The sequence below is a fragment of the Burkholderia plantarii genome, from assembly GCF_001411805.1.
In the GTDB taxonomy this organism is placed as follows: domain Bacteria; phylum Pseudomonadota; class Gammaproteobacteria; order Burkholderiales; family Burkholderiaceae; genus Burkholderia; species Burkholderia plantarii.
Map to the genome: position 1 here is coordinate 3,262,205 of NZ_CP007213.1, position 16,047 is coordinate 3,278,251.

General features: G+C 68.7%; 14 protein-coding genes and 2 pseudogenes. 9 read left to right on the plus strand and 7 right to left on the minus strand.

Annotation, left to right across the window (positions count from 1 at the left end):
• Window positions 1-20 precede the first annotated feature (20 nt).
• From bpln_RS30600 to bpln_RS30625, 6 genes are all read left to right on the plus strand, one after another.
• Entirely contained in the window at window positions 21-677 is a 657-nt protein-coding gene (locus bpln_RS30600; protein ID WP_042628846.1) for an amino acid ABC transporter permease, read from the plus strand.
• Complete coding sequence (locus bpln_RS30605; protein ID WP_042628847.1) at window positions 674-1,420, plus strand: amino acid ABC transporter ATP-binding protein; 747 nt, start codon at window positions 674-676, stop codon at window positions 1,418-1,420. Before bpln_RS30600 ends, bpln_RS30605 begins: the two co-directional genes overlap by 4 nt.
• Before the next feature lie 8 nt (window positions 1,421-1,428).
• On the plus strand, window positions 1,429-2,721 hold the full coding sequence (locus bpln_RS30610) for an NAD(P)/FAD-dependent oxidoreductase (protein WP_055140906.1): 1,293 nt from the start codon (window positions 1,429-1,431) through the stop codon (window positions 2,719-2,721).
• 202 nt (window positions 2,722-2,923) lie between these two features.
• Complete coding sequence (locus bpln_RS30615) at window positions 2,924-3,490, plus strand: carboxymuconolactone decarboxylase family protein (RefSeq protein WP_042628849.1); 567 nt, start codon at window positions 2,924-2,926, stop codon at window positions 3,488-3,490.
• A gap of 102 nt (window positions 3,491-3,592) precedes the next feature.
• Window positions 3,593-4,264, plus strand: a complete 672-nt coding sequence (locus tag bpln_RS30620; RefSeq protein ID WP_055141283.1) for a peroxiredoxin-like family protein — start codon at window positions 3,593-3,595, stop codon at window positions 4,262-4,264.
• Between the two features lie 67 nt (window positions 4,265-4,331).
• Complete coding sequence (locus bpln_RS30625) at window positions 4,332-5,048, plus strand: SDR family oxidoreductase (protein ID WP_055140907.1); 717 nt, start codon at window positions 4,332-4,334, stop codon at window positions 5,046-5,048.
• A gap of 2 nt (window positions 5,049-5,050) precedes the next feature.
• On the opposite strand, the gene bpln_RS30630 is transcribed toward bpln_RS30625, so the two are convergent.
• Complete coding sequence (locus bpln_RS30630; RefSeq protein ID WP_042628851.1) at window positions 5,051-5,974, minus strand: LysR family transcriptional regulator; 924 nt, start codon at window positions 5,972-5,974, stop codon at window positions 5,051-5,053.
• A 319-nt stretch (window positions 5,975-6,293) separates the two neighbouring features.
• Here bpln_RS30630 and bpln_RS30635 point away from each other — a divergent pair, with 319 nt between their 5' ends.
• Both bpln_RS30635 and gcvA read left to right on the plus strand, forming a co-directional pair.
• Window positions 6,294-6,923, plus strand: coding sequence for a glutathione S-transferase family protein (locus bpln_RS30635; RefSeq protein WP_055140908.1), 630 nt, complete (start codon window positions 6,294-6,296; stop codon window positions 6,921-6,923).
• Between the two features lie 518 nt (window positions 6,924-7,441).
• Window positions 7,442-8,392, plus strand: coding sequence for a transcriptional regulator GcvA (gene gcvA / locus bpln_RS30640; RefSeq protein ID WP_055140909.1), 951 nt, complete (start codon window positions 7,442-7,444; stop codon window positions 8,390-8,392).
• A gap of 337 nt (window positions 8,393-8,729) precedes the next feature.
• Here the strand turns inward: gcvA and bpln_RS30645 are convergent, their stop codons facing one another.
• Together bpln_RS30645 and bpln_RS30650 are read right to left on the minus strand one after the other, a co-directional pair.
• Window positions 8,730-9,839 (minus strand): DUF2817 domain-containing protein, encoded by a 1,110-nt coding sequence (locus bpln_RS30645; RefSeq protein WP_244131984.1) that lies wholly within the window; start codon window positions 9,837-9,839, stop codon window positions 8,730-8,732.
• On the minus strand, window positions 9,839-10,552 hold the full coding sequence (locus bpln_RS30650) for a hypothetical protein (RefSeq protein WP_055140910.1): 714 nt from the start codon (window positions 10,550-10,552) through the stop codon (window positions 9,839-9,841). The genes bpln_RS30645 and bpln_RS30650 overlap by 1 nt, the downstream gene beginning before the upstream one ends.
• Window positions 10,553-12,611: 2,059 nt before the next feature.
• Between bpln_RS30650 and bpln_RS30655 the strand changes: the two genes are divergently transcribed.
• Window positions 12,612-14,009, plus strand: a complete 1,398-nt coding sequence (locus bpln_RS30655; protein ID WP_042628855.1) for a hypothetical protein — start codon at window positions 12,612-12,614, stop codon at window positions 14,007-14,009.
• Between the two features lie 119 nt (window positions 14,010-14,128).
• Here bpln_RS30655 and bpln_RS30660 read toward each other — a convergent pair whose 3' ends face one another.
• From bpln_RS30660 to bpln_RS34735, 4 genes and pseudogenes are all read right to left on the minus strand, one after another.
• Window positions 14,129-15,034, minus strand: a complete 906-nt coding sequence (locus tag bpln_RS30660) for a LysR family transcriptional regulator (protein ID WP_042628856.1) — start codon at window positions 15,032-15,034, stop codon at window positions 14,129-14,131.
• A gap of 211 nt (window positions 15,035-15,245) precedes the next feature.
• Window positions 15,246-15,503, minus strand: a pseudogene (locus bpln_RS30665) (alpha/beta fold hydrolase); the annotation flags it as partial.
• A gap of 12 nt (window positions 15,504-15,515) precedes the next feature.
• Complete coding sequence (locus tag bpln_RS34730) at window positions 15,516-15,689, minus strand: glutamyl-tRNA(Gln) amidotransferase (protein ID WP_082465495.1); 174 nt, start codon at window positions 15,687-15,689, stop codon at window positions 15,516-15,518.
• Window positions 15,690-15,744: 55 nt separating this feature from the next.
• Window positions 15,745-16,029 (minus strand): annotated as a pseudogene (locus bpln_RS34735) (amidase family protein); the annotation flags it as partial.
• Window positions 16,030-16,047 lie beyond the last annotated feature (18 nt).

The following is a 16,047-nucleotide window of genomic DNA, read 5'->3' on the forward strand; positions in this document are numbered from 1 at the left end:
CAGAATGAGGACAGCCCGCCATGTTCTTCCAGAACGCCGTTGAATTCCTGCCGATCCTGCTGAAAGGTGCGGTCGTCACGATCGAGATCACTTTCTGCTCGTTCGTGCTGAGCACCGTGCTCGGGTTGCTGCTCGCGCTGATGCGCGTGTCCGAGAACCGCGTCGCGTCGAACGCGGCCGCTACTTTCATCAACGTGATTCGCGGACTGCCGATCATCGTCCAGCTCTTCTACATCTACTTTGTGCTGCCCGATCTCGGCGTGCAGTTATCCGCCTTCCAGGCCGGGTTTATCGGCCTCGGCATCGCGTACTCGGTCTATCAGGCCGAGAACTTCCGCGCGGGCATTCAGGCGATCGATCACGGGCAGATCGAAGCGGCGCAGTCCATCGGCATGCGCGGCGCGATGATCATGCGGCGCGTGGTGTTGCCGCAAGCGTTCCGGATCGCGTTGCCGCCGTACGGCAACACGCTCGTGATGATGCTCAAGGATTCGTCGCTCGCCTCGACCATCACGGTTGCCGAAATGACGCGTGCCGGGCAGCTCATCGCATCTTCGACGTTTCAGAACATGACGGTTTTCACGCTGGTCGCGCTGCTTTATCTCGGACTCAGCCTGCCGCTCGTCTATGGACTGCGGCGGCTCGAACGCCGCCTGGGACTGAAAGGAAAACGATGATCAAGGTCGACTCGATTCACAAGCGATTTCACGATCAGCACGTGCTGAAGGGCGTCAGTCTGAACGTGGAACGCGGCCAGGTGGTATGTCTGATCGGTCCGTCGGGCTCGGGCAAATCCACGCTGTTACGCTGTATCAACGGGCTGGAACGGCATGACGCCGGAGAGATTACCGTCGAGGGTCGCACCGTCGACGCAAAATCGAAGCAGATCCACGAACTGCGTGCGCAGGTCGGCATGGTGTTCCAGCGTTTCAATCTGTTTCCGCATCGCACGGCACTGGAAAACGTGTTCGAGGGTCCCGTGTTCGTGAAGAAGCACGCACGCGCTCAGGCACGCGAGCGAGCGCGTCATCTGCTCGACAAGGTCGGGCTTGCGCATCGTATGAACGCGCATCCGGCGGAACTGTCGGGCGGACAGCAGCAGCGCGTGGCGATCGCGCGAGCGCTGGCCATGGAGCCCAAGGCGATTCTCTTCGACGAACCCACCTCGGCGCTCGACCCGGAGCTGGTCGGTGAAGTGCTCGGCGTGATGCGCCAACTTGCCAGCGACGGCATGACGATGATCGTCGTCACGCACGAAATGGCGTTTGCGCGCGAAGTGGCAAACCGCGTGTGCTTTCTTCACGACGGTACGATCCATGAGGAAGGGCCGGCCGCCGACCTGTTCGAACGTCCACGCAATCCTCGCACCCGCGAGTTTCTCGGCAAGATGCCTGCGCTTACCGGTGCATCCCGGATTTGAATACCACTATGAGCCTGGTCGAAGTTGCAAACCCGTTGCCCCCTTCGCTGTGGGCGGCAACGGCGGAACCCTCCGTCGCTACACCGCCGCTCGATGCTTCGGTCACGGTGGACGTGGCGATCGTGGGCGCGGGATACACGGGTTTGTCGACAGCCTTGCATCTGGCGGAACAGGGTTTACGCGTCTGCGTGATCGACGCCAACGAACCCGGATGGGGCGCGTCCGGCCGCAACGGCGGCCAGGTGATCCCCGGCCTGAAATACGATCCCGACGAACTCATGCGGCGCTATGGCCAACGAGATGGAGCCGCGCTCGTGCAGATGGCGGGCGGCGCCGCGGATACGGTGTTCGACCTGATCGAGCGTCACGGTATTCAGTGCAATGCGACGCGCGCCGGCTGGATTCAGCCGACTCATTCGAGCAAGCTGCTCGGCACGCTGCACGCCCGGGCGCGGCAGTGGGAATTGCGCGGTGCTCCGGTCGAACTGCTCGACCGTGCGCAGATATCGAGGCGGCTCGGGACGGGCGCATTCGTCGGCGGCTGGGTTGACCTGCGTGCGGGTAGCGTGCATCCGTTGAGCTTCGCGCGCGGCCTCGCGCGGGCGGCGCAACAGGCAGGCACGGCGATCCATGGTGGAACCCGCGCCGCGAGCATCGAGCGCGGTCCGGCAGGCTGGCGGATTCGCACGGCACGGGGGCCGCTCATCGATGCAAAGCAGATTCTGCTGGCCACCAACGGCTATACCGACGGGCTGTGGCCACGCCTCGCCCAATCGGTGATCGCGGCGAATAGCTTCATCGTCGTAACCAAACCACTGCCCGACGATGTCGGCGCCACGATCCTGCCAGGCGGCGAGGTGGCTTCCGATTCGCGGCGCCTGCTGCTTTATTTCCGCAAGGACGCGCATGGGCGTCTGCTGATGGGTGGACGCGGACCGTTTCGCGAGCCCCGCCATGCGGCGGACTGGGCCCATCTGGAGCGCGCGGCGCAGTTGATGTTTCCACAACTGAAGGACATCGGATACGAATACCGGTGGGCCGGCCGCATCGCCATTACGCGCAATTTCCTGCCGCATGTTCATCTGCCGGCGGAAGGCATGACGATCGCGCTCGGTTACAACGGACGCGGCATTGCGATGGCGACGACCTTGGGCAAGCATCTGGCCGCTTTGATCGCCGGGACGACACGCGGGTTGCCGCTTCCGCCAACGTCGATCGAGCCCGTTCCGCTCCATGCCCTGCAGCGGTTTTACATCAGCGCTGGCGTGGCGTGGTATGGACTACTCGATGCGCTTTCCTGAGCACGCGTTCAAGCGCATCCAGTGAAGCCCGCACGGCTTCGTTTGAAGCGACACGCGCTTGAGGTCCACGTGCGATGCCAGCGCCTGCGCCGCCCCCCGCATGCCCGCCAGGAATGACTGTTATCGCCGCCCCCCGCCTTCTTCGCCGACCGCCCTGCCGTCAAGATTCGCTCATCGACCCAACCACAACAGGAGCAACACGATGAGCCAGTTCCCCTCCCACACGATCGACACCGCCCCGGCCGACTCGAAGGCCTCGCTCGAAGGCGCGAAAAAGGCCTTCGGCTTCGTGCCGAACCTGCAGTCGCACATGGCCGAATCGCCCGAACTGCTGGCAGGCTACTCGGCCCTCTGGGACCTGTTCGGCAAGAGCACGCTGAGCGCGCACGAGCAGCAGGTGGTCTACCTGACCTCGAACTTCGAGAACGACTGCCACTACTGCATGGCCGGCCACAGCACGCTGGCGAAGATGATCGGCATGGACGCGGCCACCGTCGCCGCGCTGCGCGCCGGCACCGCGCTGCCCGACCCGAAGCTCGAGGCGCTGCACCGCCTGACCACGATCGTGGTGCGCGAGCGCGGCTTCGTGCCGGACGCCGAGATCGACGCGTTCCTCGCGGCCGGCTACACGCGCCGCAACGTGCTGGAAGTGATCCTCGGCGTCGCCACCAAGGTGATGAGCAACTACACGAACCACGTCGTGCATACCGAATACGACGCGTTCATGAAGGGCAACGAGTGGACCAAGCCCGGCACTGCCACGGCCTGAAGTCCACACGCGGCACGACATCCGACACACCTGACACCTGACGCGCCGCCTTCCCGCACGCTTCGCGGCCGGCGCGACACGACCTCCCCGATGGAGACGACCATGTCCCTGCAACAGCAACTCGACGCCTTCAAGGCCGACTTTCGCGGCGGCAAGCCGCCCTACCACGCGCCGCCGGAAATCCACCCGATCATGGAGCGCGCCACCGCCGAGCTGATCGCGGGCGGCCAGGCCGGCCGCGCGATCAAGGCCGGCGAGCGCGCCCCGCAATTCACGCTGCGCGACCAGAACGGCCAGGACGTGGCCTCGGCCGACCTGCTCGCCCAGGGGCCGCTGGTCGTCACGTTCTATCGCGGCGTCTGGTGCCCGTATTGCAACATCGAGCTGCAGGCGCTGAACGCGGTGCTGCCGCGGCTGCGCGAATACGGCGCGAACCTGGTGGCGATCTCGCCGCAAACGCCCGTCAACAGCCGCAAGTCGGTGCGCGAGAACCGGCTCGACTTCCCGGTGCTCAGCGATGCCCACGGCGAGACGGCCGCCGCGTTCGGCCTGCGCTTCGCGCTGCCCGACTATCTGGTCGACCTCTACAAGCAGCTGAAGAACGACCTGCCGGTGGCCAACGACGATCCGTCGTGGACGCTGCCGATGCCGGCACGCTACGTGATCGGTCGCGACGGAATCGTGCTTTACTCCGAGGTCAATCCCGACTACACGCATCGCCCCGAGCCGGACGACCTGTTCCCCGTGCTCGAACGCGCCCGCGCGACGCGCTGAACGCCGCGCCGCACTCCGCGCCGGCCCGCGTCATGCGGCGCCGGCGCATCGTCCATGGAGCATTCCGATGAAGCAACGTACCTTTCTCGTCACCGGCGCCTCGAAGGGCATCGGCCTCGCGCTCAGCGAACGGCTCGCGCGCGCCGGCCATCGCGTGGTCGGCCTCGCGCGCGGCCCGGCCGAGTTCCCCGGTGAACTGGTCACGGTCGACCTGGCCGACCGGGCGGCCACCGACGCGGCGCTCGCCGCCCTGCTCGCGCGCCACGAATTCGACGGCGTGGTCAACAACGTCGGCCTGGTGAAGCCGCAGAAGCTCGGCGGGATCGATCTCGACACGCTCGACGAAGTATTCTCGGTGAACCTGCATCCGGCCGTGCAGACGGTGCAGGCGCTGCTGCCGGGCATGCGCGCGCGCGGCTGGGGCCGCGTGGTGAACGTGTCGAGCCTGACCATCCTCGGCATCGCCGAGCGCACCGCCTACGCCGCCGCGAAGGCCGCGCTGGTCAGCTTCGCGCGCTCGTGGGCGCTGGAACTGGCCGAGACCGGCATCACCGTCAACGCGGTGGCGCCGGGGCCGACCGAAACCGAGCTGTTCCGCGCCAACAACGGGCCGGGCAGCGAGGGCGAGCGCCGCTACCTGTCGGCCGTGCCGATGGGCCGCTTCGGCCGGCCCGACGAGATCGCGGCCGCGATCGCGTTCCTGCTTTCGGAAGATGCCGGGTTCATCACCGGCCAGACGCTGTTCGTGGACGGCGGCGCGTCGATCGGCAAGCGCGCGTTCTGACCTCAGGCGGGCGGCGCGGCGCTCTCGGCCTTCTCGTCGCCGCTGCCGCCCAGCAGTTCGGCGACGAAATCGACGAACGCGCGCGCCTTCGAGGTGACCATCCGCCCGGCCGGAAACACGGCCCACAGGTCCACGTCGGGCAGCACCCAGTCGGTCAGCACCGCGCGCACGCTGCCGTTCGCGAGTTCGGGCTGGAACATCCATTCGGAGGCCACTGCCAGCCCCATATGGCCGAGCACCGCGGTACGCATGCCCTCGGCCGCGCTCATCCGCACCCGGCCCGAGACGGCCACCGCCACCTCGGTGCCGTCGCGGCGGAACGCCCAGGTTTCGCCGCCGCCGCGCTGCGAATAGATGATCGCCTGGTGGCGGCTCAGTTCGGCCGGCGTGGCCGGCGTGCCCGCCTCGGCCAGGTATTGCGGCGTGGCCACCACGAGCCGCCGGCTGCTCGCGATGCGCCGTGCCGTCATCGACGAATCGTTGAGCGCGCCCATGCGCAGCGCCACGTCCACGCCCTCCTCGAGCAGGTCGATCGAACGATCGTCGAGGATGATGTCGAGGTGCAGGTCGGGATGGCGATCGGCGAAGGTCTTCAGCGCCGGCAGCACGTGCAGCCGCGTGAAGGTGACGGCCGCGCCGATCCGCAGCCGGCCCGACAGCCCGGTCGACGATTCGCGCACGGCCTGCTCGGCCTGGTCCGCCTCCTCGATCGACAGCCGCGCATGTTCGTAGAAGCGCAGGCCGGCGTCGGTGGGCGTGAGGCCACGCGTGGAGCGCAGCAGCAGCCGCGCGCCGAGATGCTCCTCGAGCTGCGCGACCGATTTCGACACGGCCGGCTGCCCGAGCGCGAGGCGCCGCGCCGCGGCCGAGAACGAGCCCGCGTCCACCACCGCGACAAAGGTTTCCATGGCTGCCATTCGGTCCATCGCGTCAATTCTCCCCGGGTCGCCGCCTGCGCGGCTGCATGAGTTCGCGTGAATTCGGCTGAATTCGCGTCGGCGCGCGCGCCACCTGCCGCGCGCCAGCGTGAAGTCTAGCGCGGCGGCCGACGCTCGCGGCCCGGGCGCGCCGGCCGGCGCGCGGATAACAGTCATTCCCGACGGGAATGACGGCACCGCAGCGGGGCCGGCCAGACGTGCGATGCCCGCCGGGAATAAGCGCTATTGCCGCCGCCGGCGTTCCCGGCGCGCGGCCGGCCGGGCACGATGCGTCATCGATCCACCCACTCCGACCCGAGGATTCCCGATGTATCACGTCCATGCCTTTGCCACCCCGAACTCCGTGAAAGTACCGATCGCGCTGGAGGAACTGGGCGTGCCGTACCAGTTGCACGCCGTCAACGTGCGCGCCGGCGAACAGCGGCACGAGGCCTTCCTCGCGCTGAACCCGAACGGCAAGGTGCCGGTGCTGGCCGAGGCCGACAGCGGCTTCGTGCTGACCGAGTCGGCCGCGATCCTGGTCCATCTGGCCGAGCGCCACGGCGCGCTGCTGCCGGTCGAGCCGCGGGCGCGCGCCCGCACCTTCGAGCAGCTGTTCGTGCATGCCTCGGGGCTCGGCCCCGCGTTCGGGCAAGCCGGCCACTTCCGCCGCGCGGCGCCGGCCGACGGCTCGGCCTACGCGATCGAGCGCTTCGCCGGCGAGGCCGAGCGGCAGCTGCGGCTGCTCGACCGCGTGCTCGGCGAACACCGCTTCGCGGCCGGCGACAGCTACACGATCGCCGACATCGCGCATTTCGGCTGGCTGTGGCGGCGCGGCTTTGCCGGCATCGAGCTGACCGACGCGCCGAACGTCGCGCGCTGGTACGACGACATCGCCGCGCGAGCGGCGGTGGCCGCCGCGCTCGCGAAGGTCGAGGCGCTCGCGGCGGCGAGCTGAAGCGGGCCGGGCGCGCGCCGCCCGGCAGCCCGGGCAGCGCGGCGGAGAACATGGCGGAGATCGCGGCCGGAAGCACCGCTGGAAGCACCGCCGGAAGCGGGGCCGGAAGCGGGGTTGTAAGCGCAACGAAACCCGCGCTGACAAACACGGGCGACGGCCGTGCGGCCCACACCCCGCATCGCGCCGCCGGCCACGCGGCGCGACGGGCGCGAACGTACCCACGCATCAATTGCTGTTTATAATCCCGCTGGCGTTTTCGCTTCGTCGAGCAATCGCCGAACGAGCGCCGCGGTCATTCACGACGGATCGACGATGAAGTCATGGCACGCCGATGCGAGAGGTCGGCGCGCTTCATGCAGCGGCATCCGCGCGATACGCGCGAGCGGGCAGGCACGGCCTGCCGACGCGCATCGCCGATCTCCGTTCCCGCCGGACCGGGTGGCAGGCCCCCACCGCGTCCGGACCGGGTTGCCTGCGGCGGGCGCGACCGCTCAACTTTCAGGCAAAGTCAGAAAAACATGTCGAGCCCGAATACGAACAAATACTCCGCACTGCCTTCGTTGCGTGCGCTGCGCTATTTCGTCAGCGTCGGGCGGCATCGCAGCATCAAGATCGCCGCGGAGGAAATCCACGTCACGCCGTCGGCGATCAGCCAGCAGATCGTCAAGCTCGAGGAAGAACTCGGCGTGAGCCTGCTGCAGCGCTCGCCGCGCGGCATCGACATCACGCCGCTCGGCAGCCGCTACCTGCAGGAACTGCAGCAGGTGTTCGACCTGATCCTGCGCGCGACCGACCGCCTGCGCAGCAACGCGAACCACACCGACATCGTCACCGTCAGCTGCGCGCACAGCTTCGCGATGCAATGGCTGGTGCCGCGCCTGTCCGATCTCGCGCAGTACGCGCCGGCCGTCGACCTGCGCATCAGCACCACCAACCGCTACGCCGCGTTCGTCGACGACCAGATCGATTTCGGGCTGCGCCACGGCGCCGGCCGCTACCAGGGCCTCAAGTCCGAGCTGCTGCTCGACGATCCGCTCTATCCGGTCTGCAGCCCGCGGCTCGTCGAGCGGCTCGGGCCGTTCACGTCGTTCCAGGACCTCGCGCGCACCACGCTGCTGCACGACGAGCGCCACAAGGAATGGCTCGCGTGGCTCAAGCATCATCAGGTGGACGGCGTGCGCGGCGACAAGGGCGCCGTGTTCATCGATTCGAACGGCGTGCTGCAGGCCGCGATCGCCTGCCATGGCGTGGCGCTCGCGCGCCGGTCGATCGTCGCCTCGGAGCTGGCCGACGGGCGCCTGATGGTGCTGTTCGACGCGCCGTTCACGCCCGATTACGCCTACTACCTCGTCTATCCGGAGCAGACGCTCGACAATCCGAGCGCGCGCGTGTTCCGCGAGTGGCTGATGCAGGCGGTCAGGGGCTCGGACGCGGGCGGCGCGCCGGTTGACGGCACCGTGCCGGAGTGATCGCCGGCGGCAGCCGCCGCATGGTTTCGCCGCTGCCGTCTGCCGGCGCTTCGTTACTTCATGGCGCCACGCCGCGCACCGCGCTCGCGACGCCGGCCCCGCGCCTCAAACCGGACGGATCCCGCCGCCGCCGTCGCTGCGCGGCCTCGTCGCTCGCGGCGCTCGGCACCCACACGCCGCCACGCCGCACGCTTGCCCTTGCTCGCGCCTCGGACCACATCTCGAACCGGACCGATCCGCCGGCATCGGCAGCAGCGGCCACCGCACGGAGGTTCATCGCTGCCGTCTGCCGGCGCTTCCTCACTCATGGCGCGGAGCCGCACGCCGGTCTCGCGCCTCACACCATGCCGGCCGCCACGCCCCGGCCCGCCACGCCGGCAAGCGCGGCGCGCAGCGCCGCCAGCCCGCCGTCGAGCGCCGCTTCGCGCCAGTCCTCGCGCGGCACGTCGAAGAACGCGCGCAGCGCGGCCCGCGAACGCAGCGCCTCGGCCGACTGCCCGAACGGTTCGTCGCGCCACGCCACCGCCTCGGCCCGCAGCGCGGCGATCAGGTCCGGTACCGGGTGCGTGCCGATCTCGAGCGCGATCGAGGTCAGCGAGCGGCCGAACAGCCAGCGCCGCCACGCATCGTAGAGCGTGCCGTCGAGATCGACCGACACCGCCTCGCCGGCGCGCGGCGCGCCGAACGCCGGGCCGAACCATGCGCTGGCGCGCGCCAGCGCGGCCGAGCCGGGCTGGTCGAACGACACCGCCTGCACGTCGCCGTAGGAACCGAGCCCGGTATGCAGGTCGACGAGCGCGATGTCCGACGCATGGCCGAGATACTCACGCACCAGCTCGCCGATCAGCTGCGCGCTCCAGGCCGGCTCGGCGCCGCCGTAGAACAGGCCGTCGGGATGGCGGTACTGGCCGCGCGCGAGCACCTGCCGGAACGCGGCGATGCCGTGCCGGCCGGCGTAATCGCGCAGCGCGGCGTCGGCCCGCGCGCGGGCCACCGGGTCGCCGTCGCCCGTCAGCAGCGCGTCGTGCAGCGCGTCGTAGCCGGGGTTCTCGGGCAGCGCCGCGCTGCGGTCGACGAAGTTGCGGTTCAGGTCGACGTTGTGCTCGGTGGCGCGCCGGTGCCAGGCGAAGCCGAACGGGTTCAGCGCATGCACCAGCATCACCGCGGTGTCGTCCGGCAGTTCGGCCGCCTCCGGCAGCCGCAGCCACGCGCACTGGATCGCCGAGCCCGCGAAGCCCTCCACGCCGTGCGTGCCCGACACCACCGTCAGCACGCGCGGCGCGGTGGCCGGCCCGAGCCACGCGATGTCGGTGGTCAGCGTCACGCCGTCCGGCCCGGGCACCGGGTTGTGTCGCTGCGCGAGCCGCGCGCCGCGCTGCGCCGCCGCCTCGCGAAAGCGCGCGCGCGCCTGCTCGAAATCGCGCGAAAACAGTTCGTTCGGCACCATCACGCCGCCAGCTCGATGCCGGTCGCGCGCTGCCAGTCCACCACCAGGCCGAGCGACGTCATTTCATTTTCGAAGCGCGCCACCGCGCGCTCGCGGTAATCGGCATGCAGGATGCCGTGGCGGATCCCGGTGCCGAGCAGCCCCGAGATGTCGCGCCACAAGTACGGATGAATGTGGTCGCGATACCAGTCGCAATGCATCTGCGCGCGCTCGCGCTCGGCCGGGTTCTCCTCGAACACGCGCTGCAGCACCTTCTTGCCGAACGCGAGATGCGTGAGTTCCTCGCGCGCGATCTGGCGAAACGCCGGAAAGATGTCGGGCCGCGTCTCGCCCATTTCGACCAGCGACTCCATCGCCAGCACCCCTTCCGCGTAGACGTTCAGGCCGATCAGCACCTCGAGCTCGTCGTCGCTGTCGAGCAGCTTGGCGAAGCGGTGGTCGAGATCGCTGAGCCGGTAGCGCTCGACCAGCGCGTCGTCCCACTGCAGGCCCAGGTGGCGCACGCCGTCCTTGAAGAGGTTCGAATGCGTCATCTCGTCGTGCGCGTGGTGGACGAGGTAGAACTTCTCGCGCGGGTCGTCACGGCGCGGAATCCACTTCGCGCAGAGGTCGATGATCTCCAGCTCCGAGAAGTAGAAATTGACGTTGACCGTCAGGATCAGGTCGAGCAATTCCTGGCCGCCCTGATCGAGGATCTTCCTGTGTAACTCCATCCGTCATGCTCCTTGGTCGTGCCGACGCGTCGGCAGATCGCGCGCGCGGCGCGGCGGGCGGGCGCGAGGCGCCCGGCTGGCGAATGCGGACCGCATGCGGGGCGCCAGCGCGCCGTGCATCGCGTACGCGGGTCCGTCGTCGCAAAGGGAAGCGCCGGGCTGCGCCGGCATGAAAAGCGTGTGGGGCGTGGGCGCGGTGGCCGGAACGGGGGATCGCGCGCGGCGGCCGTCGGGCCGACACGGCAAGGCGGCACGGCGCGCCGATGGCGCCAGCGAACCGACGCGTCTCGCCTCACGGCGGCGTGCGCGCCCCCGATGCGCCGGATACCCCGGACGACGCGCGATCTCGACCGCAAGCCGCCGGCGCTTCGCGCGTTGCATAGGAAAACTGAATACTGCAATCGAAAAAAAACGCCCGGCCGGCTGGCTGACACGCGAATCGTGCGCAACGCGCGCAATCGCGGCCCGCTGCCGGCCGGCCGCGCGCGGCGGCGCCGGATCGTGGCGCCTGGGCAGGCGGACGGCGGGACGTGGCACGACGGCCACCCGGACTCGCGCAAGGCCGGCATGATCCGGCGCTTCCACGAGCGGCCCCTCGACGCTCGACACCTCTTCCCGCATAGGCTGTGCTCTCGTTTTCCGCAGGCCCGGCCTCGCGGGTTCTTCTTACGGTTGTGGGGGCTCGTACCCCTCGCTCTCTCTGCCGCGGGTTGCCCTCGCGGCGCTCTCAGGTTCGGGGGCTTTTCGCCCCTCTGTGACGGCTTCGGAACTCACGTCCCTCTGCTCTCTCGGATGCAGGGAGTCGTTGCTCCCAGGCTGTTATTCGATCCGGCGCGGGGCCGACCTGCCCCGCCCGGCGGACGCCGCCGTCGAAACGGCCCGCGTCCGGCATCAACACGCCAGACCATCGGCCGGCGATCTCCCCGCCCGCCGCGCGGTCCGGCTTCGCGCGCGCGCCGCCCTCGCGCAGCAACGCGACAGGCGAAACGACAGCGAATTGGGATGAATCCGGTAAAACCACGTCGACAGCGAATACTGACAACAACGGCCAGGCTTTACCGGCGTCGAAAGCGGACAATCCGCGGTGATGGCGGATGCGTCGATCACGCGATTCGCGACACGGCGAATCACCGGCCGATCAAAGACCAATCGACGACAATAACCGGAGCCCTGCTTCAGCAAACGGGATTTCCGGGCGGCAATGAAACGCCCCGACCAAAAAACCGATCAGACCGATATTCGATCGTACTGGCGTGTAACCACCCCCACTATTTCTTCCCGATTGCGTATCGTCTCACGAACCGAAAAGAATCGTCGGGTCGATTAATAAAGCGGCACAAATTCAACATCGGTGGGCAGATTACCAATGCGAAACTGGCCGAACAAGCTAGATTTTCTTCACGAGCATTAGATTTACTAATCCGCGAAGAGGGGGATTCGGGATCGGTGGCGGTGCTGAGGAATTGGCCAGAATCCTTATCTGGCGAGGCTTTCCGGCGATCGACGGGGGATTTGCCGGGGCCGTGGACGACGGCCGGCGAGCATGCAGGGCCGTGTTGCTTCCGGGTCGTGCGATTTCCGGTGTTTTTTAGAATTTTCAACTGCGATCGCAGCGTAAAAGACATTAATTAACGCACGCCGCCGCGATTACTCGTAATTCTTTTTTCGATATTATGCAGAACAACCTGCCGGCCGCGCAAGCGCCGGATTGAAATTCCGGCCACCTTCGCGTCGATGCCCTGGCGCGGCCCGGCCATTTGCCACGTCAATGCCCGCATTGATGTCCATGCATGCCGACAGCCCCGGGAAAACCCGCTCTTGCGCCGGTTTTCAGATAGGCGCATATCACCGCCCCGGCCGATACGCCGCCGCTTGGTGCCGTCGCCTATCCGGCCATGAGCCTGATTTTTTGCGACGGCGTCGCCCTAAATATTTACTTAAATCGACCGTAATCAGAAAGGCGACGGCGCAATCGAATACCGCGGACCGCTTGTGCGGTGCCATATCAAGCTGGTTCACCGACTGTCGCGTTCATTCCAAACAGGGCCCAAAAACCATCATGAAGAACAAATTCCGGTTACTGAGTCTGCTGGTCGGCGCGATGCTCGTGCCGTTCCAGGCCCATGCCGCGCAGCCCCTCAACGCCGAATCGTACGTGCCGGGCATCAGCAGGAACGACGCCCTGCCGGCCGCCGGCCGGGTGGCCGCGGTAGCGGGCAAGACCACGCCGATCCAGCCGCAGGGCGTGCTCACCAGCCGCCTGCAATCGCTGCGCACGCTGCGCGGCGCGCCCGTCTCGCGGCTCGCCGCGGCCGGCACCGCGGCGGCGGCCACCGTCGCGCCGCCGGTGGCCGGCTGCGCCGACATCCAGGTCGGCGCCGCGTACAACGCCAGCACCGCGCCGGCCGGCCAGACCGACTGCTTCGAGTTCGTGGCGGCCGACCTGACCAAGACCGTCGGCTACGTGGTCAACCTGCCGGCCAACGAGGAACACGACGCACATCTCGTGCAGGTCAACAACGACGGCACGCTGACCTATCTCGACGACGACACCGGCACGGCCCAGACCAAGATCGTCGAAGGCACGCCGGCCGGCCCGGTGCGCCTGCTGCTGCTGGTCGATTCGCAGCAGGGCACGGGCGGCGCCACGTTCCAGTTCCAGGTGACGGGCACCACCGGCTACGACAGCTACGAGCCGAACGACTCGATCCTCCATCCGACCCAGCTGACCGGCAACCAGCAGATCAGCGCGAACCTCGACACCGTCAGCGACGTCGACTACTACACGGTGCAGACGCCGAGCACGCAGACCGCCAGCCTGCTGACCTTCACCGGCACCGGCACGCAGACGGCGCAGCTCGAAACCGCGCCGAACACCTGGGCCACGCTGGCGAGCGGCACGACCTACAACGTCGGCTCCTCGGCCGGCGCGACGCTGGCGCTGCGCGTCTACAACACCGGCACCACCGCTCCCGCCTCGCAGGCGTACACGCTGCGCGTGTCGGACGGCGCCGGCATCGCCGGGTTCTACAGCTTCCTCGACAGCGAGAACATCACGCACCTCGTGCCGGGCAAGGAGAACGTGGCACGCAGCATCAGCGCGGGCGTGGTCGGCTGGGACCACACCGGCAACGTGCGGCTGCCGGGCGGCGAACACGTCACGATCCAGGTGTTCGACCGCAGCACGACCGGTGCGCTGACGCTGCTGACCACCGCTTCGGGCTACACCGGCACGGACGGCAGCGTGATGCTGCCGCTCAACATCGGCGTGTGCCAGGGCGCGGGCACCTTCACGCAGAACTACCAGACGCTCTCCACGCCGGCGGATCACTGGCAGATCACCTACAACCCGAACGCCGTGGCCGCCGCAGCCACGGACGCGGGCCAGTACCGTGCGGGCTCGTCCTACACGTACTTCACGCACATCTGCAGCGAAACCTACCTCGGTCGCTACTGACGGCCCGGCCGGGCGCCGCCGAGGCAGGCGGTGCCCGGCCGACGGCGCGGTCGCCTGAACCAGCGGGCCCGGCATCGCCGGGCCCGTCTGCTTTCCACGCACGGCAGGCGCCGCCGCGCTCAGCGCGCCGCACCGCCTCGCGCATAGGCGCCGAGTCCCTCGGCCAGCGCCGTAAACGCCGCCATGCAACGTGCGCTGCGCCGCAGGTCCTCGTGCATCGCGATCCAGGTGTCCATCGTCAGCGACATCGCGCGGCGCAGCACGCGCACCAGCGACGCGTCGCGCGCGGCCAGCGACGCCTGACAGAAGCCGATGCCGAAGCCGGCCCGGATCGCGGCCAGTTGCGCGAGATCGCTGTCGGCGCGGAACGCGAAATCGTCGCGCGTGAGCGGCGCGAACCGGCCGGCGACCGAACGCGTGAAGGCGGTTTCCCGATCGAAGCCGATCATCGTGTGGCGCGACAGCTCGGCGAGCGAGCGCGGCGTGCCGTGGCGCGCGAGATAGGCCGCATGCGCATGCAGCCCGACCTCGATGCCGCCGACGCGCCGCACGACCAGCGCCGCCTGCTCCGGGCGGAACATTCGTACCGCGATGTCGGCCTCGCGATGCAGCAGGTCGTCGGCGCGGTTCGACAGCATCAACTCGATGTCGAGCCGGGGATGCGCCTCGCGCAACGCGGCGAGGATCGGCGGCAACACCTCGACGCCGATCACCTCGCTCGCCGTCAGCCGCACGGTGCCGCGCACGCCCTCGCCATGCCCGCTCGCGGCGCGCCGCAGTGCCGCCGCCGAGGCGGCGACGCCCGCCGCGTGCGGCTGCAGTTCGCGCGCCGCATCGGTCGGCGCGAAGCCATCCACCGAACGCGTGAACAGCGTGAGGCCGAGCGCGGCCTCGAGCCCGTCGATGTGCCGCCCGACCGTCGGCTGCGCGATGCCCATCGCGCGCCCCGCCGCCGACAGTGAACCCGTTTCCAGCACGCTCAGGAAGGTGCGGTACCACTCCCAGTTCGGTTCGTCTTTGCTCATGGCGATGCAATGTTGCAGGGTATGGGTTGATACGCGCACGCTACCGCATCGCAACGGCAAGCGGCAACCTGCCGGCGCGCGGCGGCGCCGGTGAGGCGCCCGGAAGCCGTGGCCCCGACGGCGCGGCGCAAGCCGCGCTCGGTCGATCCGCATGGCGCCGGGCCTCGGATCGCGCGGGCGGCAACGTTCGCGCCGATGCCATCCGCCCCGGCTACAGCGTCGTGACCTGCAGGACCGCGTCGGCGAATGCCCTCGGTGCTTCCTGAGGCAGGTTGTGGCCGATCCCGCCGACGACGTCGCGATGCTGGTAGCGGCCCGTGAACTGCTTCGCGTAGCGGGCCGGCGGCCGATGCGGCGCGCCGTTCGCGTCGCCCTCCAGCGTGATGGTGGGGACGGCGATCGTCGGCGCGAGCGCCAGCCGCCGCTCCAGTTCGTCGTAGCGCGCCTCGCCCGAGGCCAACGACGGGCGGCGGGCCCGGACTCAGAGGTTCGACAGGTCCGGATTCATGCCCCGCACCGGGCTCACGCTTTCCAGCAGCGCGGCCAGGTGCAGGATCGTGAACTCCGCCAGCCACGGCCCGACCAGTTGCACGCCGATCGGCAGCCCGCCGCCGCTGGTGCCGAACCGCAACGACAGGCCCGGCAGCCCGGTCACGTCCCGGCACGCGGCCCGCGAAGATCGGCGAGCCGCGCTGCGTCTTCACGCCGGCGGTATCGATCGGATCCTTGGCCGTGAACGGCACGCCGTGCAGCGGCCCGAGCACCTCGCCGTTCAGGACCGCGGCCTCGGCGGCCCGCGCGGCATCGAGCGCATCGTCGGCGAGCGTGACGATCGCATTGATCCTCGGGTCCACCGCCTCGATACGATCGAGATGGGCCTGTACCACCTCGACCGGCGATACCTCCCGGGTGCGGATCAGTTCCGCGAGACGGGTTGCATCCTGATAGAAGATTTCGTCGTTCATGGCTTGCCTTTGAATGAAATCGATGGTCATGCACAAAGCCAGGCAGTG

What these genes read in the sequence shown, in the direction of transcription:
- bpln_RS30600 (WP_042628846.1), top strand. Translation starts at nt 21, where the DNA reads ATGTTCTTCCAGAACGCCGTTGAATTCCTGCCGATCCTGCTGAAAGGT.
- bpln_RS30605 (WP_042628847.1), top strand. Translation starts at nt 674, where the DNA reads ATGATCAAGGTCGACTCGATTCACAAGCGATTTCACGATCAGCACGTG.
- bpln_RS30610 (WP_055140906.1), top strand. Translation starts at nt 1,429, where the DNA reads ATGAGCCTGGTCGAAGTTGCAAACCCGTTGCCCCCTTCGCTGTGGGCG.
- bpln_RS30615 (WP_042628849.1), top strand. Translation starts at nt 2,924, where the DNA reads ATGAGCCAGTTCCCCTCCCACACGATCGACACCGCCCCGGCCGACTCG.
- bpln_RS30620 (WP_055141283.1), top strand. Translation starts at nt 3,593, where the DNA reads ATGTCCCTGCAACAGCAACTCGACGCCTTCAAGGCCGACTTTCGCGGC.
- bpln_RS30625 (WP_055140907.1), top strand. Translation starts at nt 4,332, where the DNA reads ATGAAGCAACGTACCTTTCTCGTCACCGGCGCCTCGAAGGGCATCGGC.
- bpln_RS30630 (WP_042628851.1), bottom strand. Translation starts at nt 5,974, where the DNA reads ATGGACCGAATGGCAGCCATGGAAACCTTTGTCGCGGTGGTGGACGCG.
- bpln_RS30635 (WP_055140908.1), top strand. Translation starts at nt 6,294, where the DNA reads ATGTATCACGTCCATGCCTTTGCCACCCCGAACTCCGTGAAAGTACCG.
- gcvA (WP_055140909.1), top strand. Translation starts at nt 7,442, where the DNA reads ATGTCGAGCCCGAATACGAACAAATACTCCGCACTGCCTTCGTTGCGT.
- bpln_RS30645 (WP_244131984.1), bottom strand. Translation starts at nt 9,839, where the DNA reads ATGGTGCCGAACGAACTGTTTTCGCGCGATTTCGAGCAGGCGCGCGCG.
- bpln_RS30650 (WP_055140910.1), bottom strand. Translation starts at nt 10,552, where the DNA reads ATGGAGTTACACAGGAAGATCCTCGATCAGGGCGGCCAGGAATTGCTC.
- bpln_RS30655 (WP_042628855.1), top strand. Translation starts at nt 12,612, where the DNA reads ATGAAGAACAAATTCCGGTTACTGAGTCTGCTGGTCGGCGCGATGCTC.
- bpln_RS30660 (WP_042628856.1), bottom strand. Translation starts at nt 15,034, where the DNA reads ATGAGCAAAGACGAACCGAACTGGGAGTGGTACCGCACCTTCCTGAGC.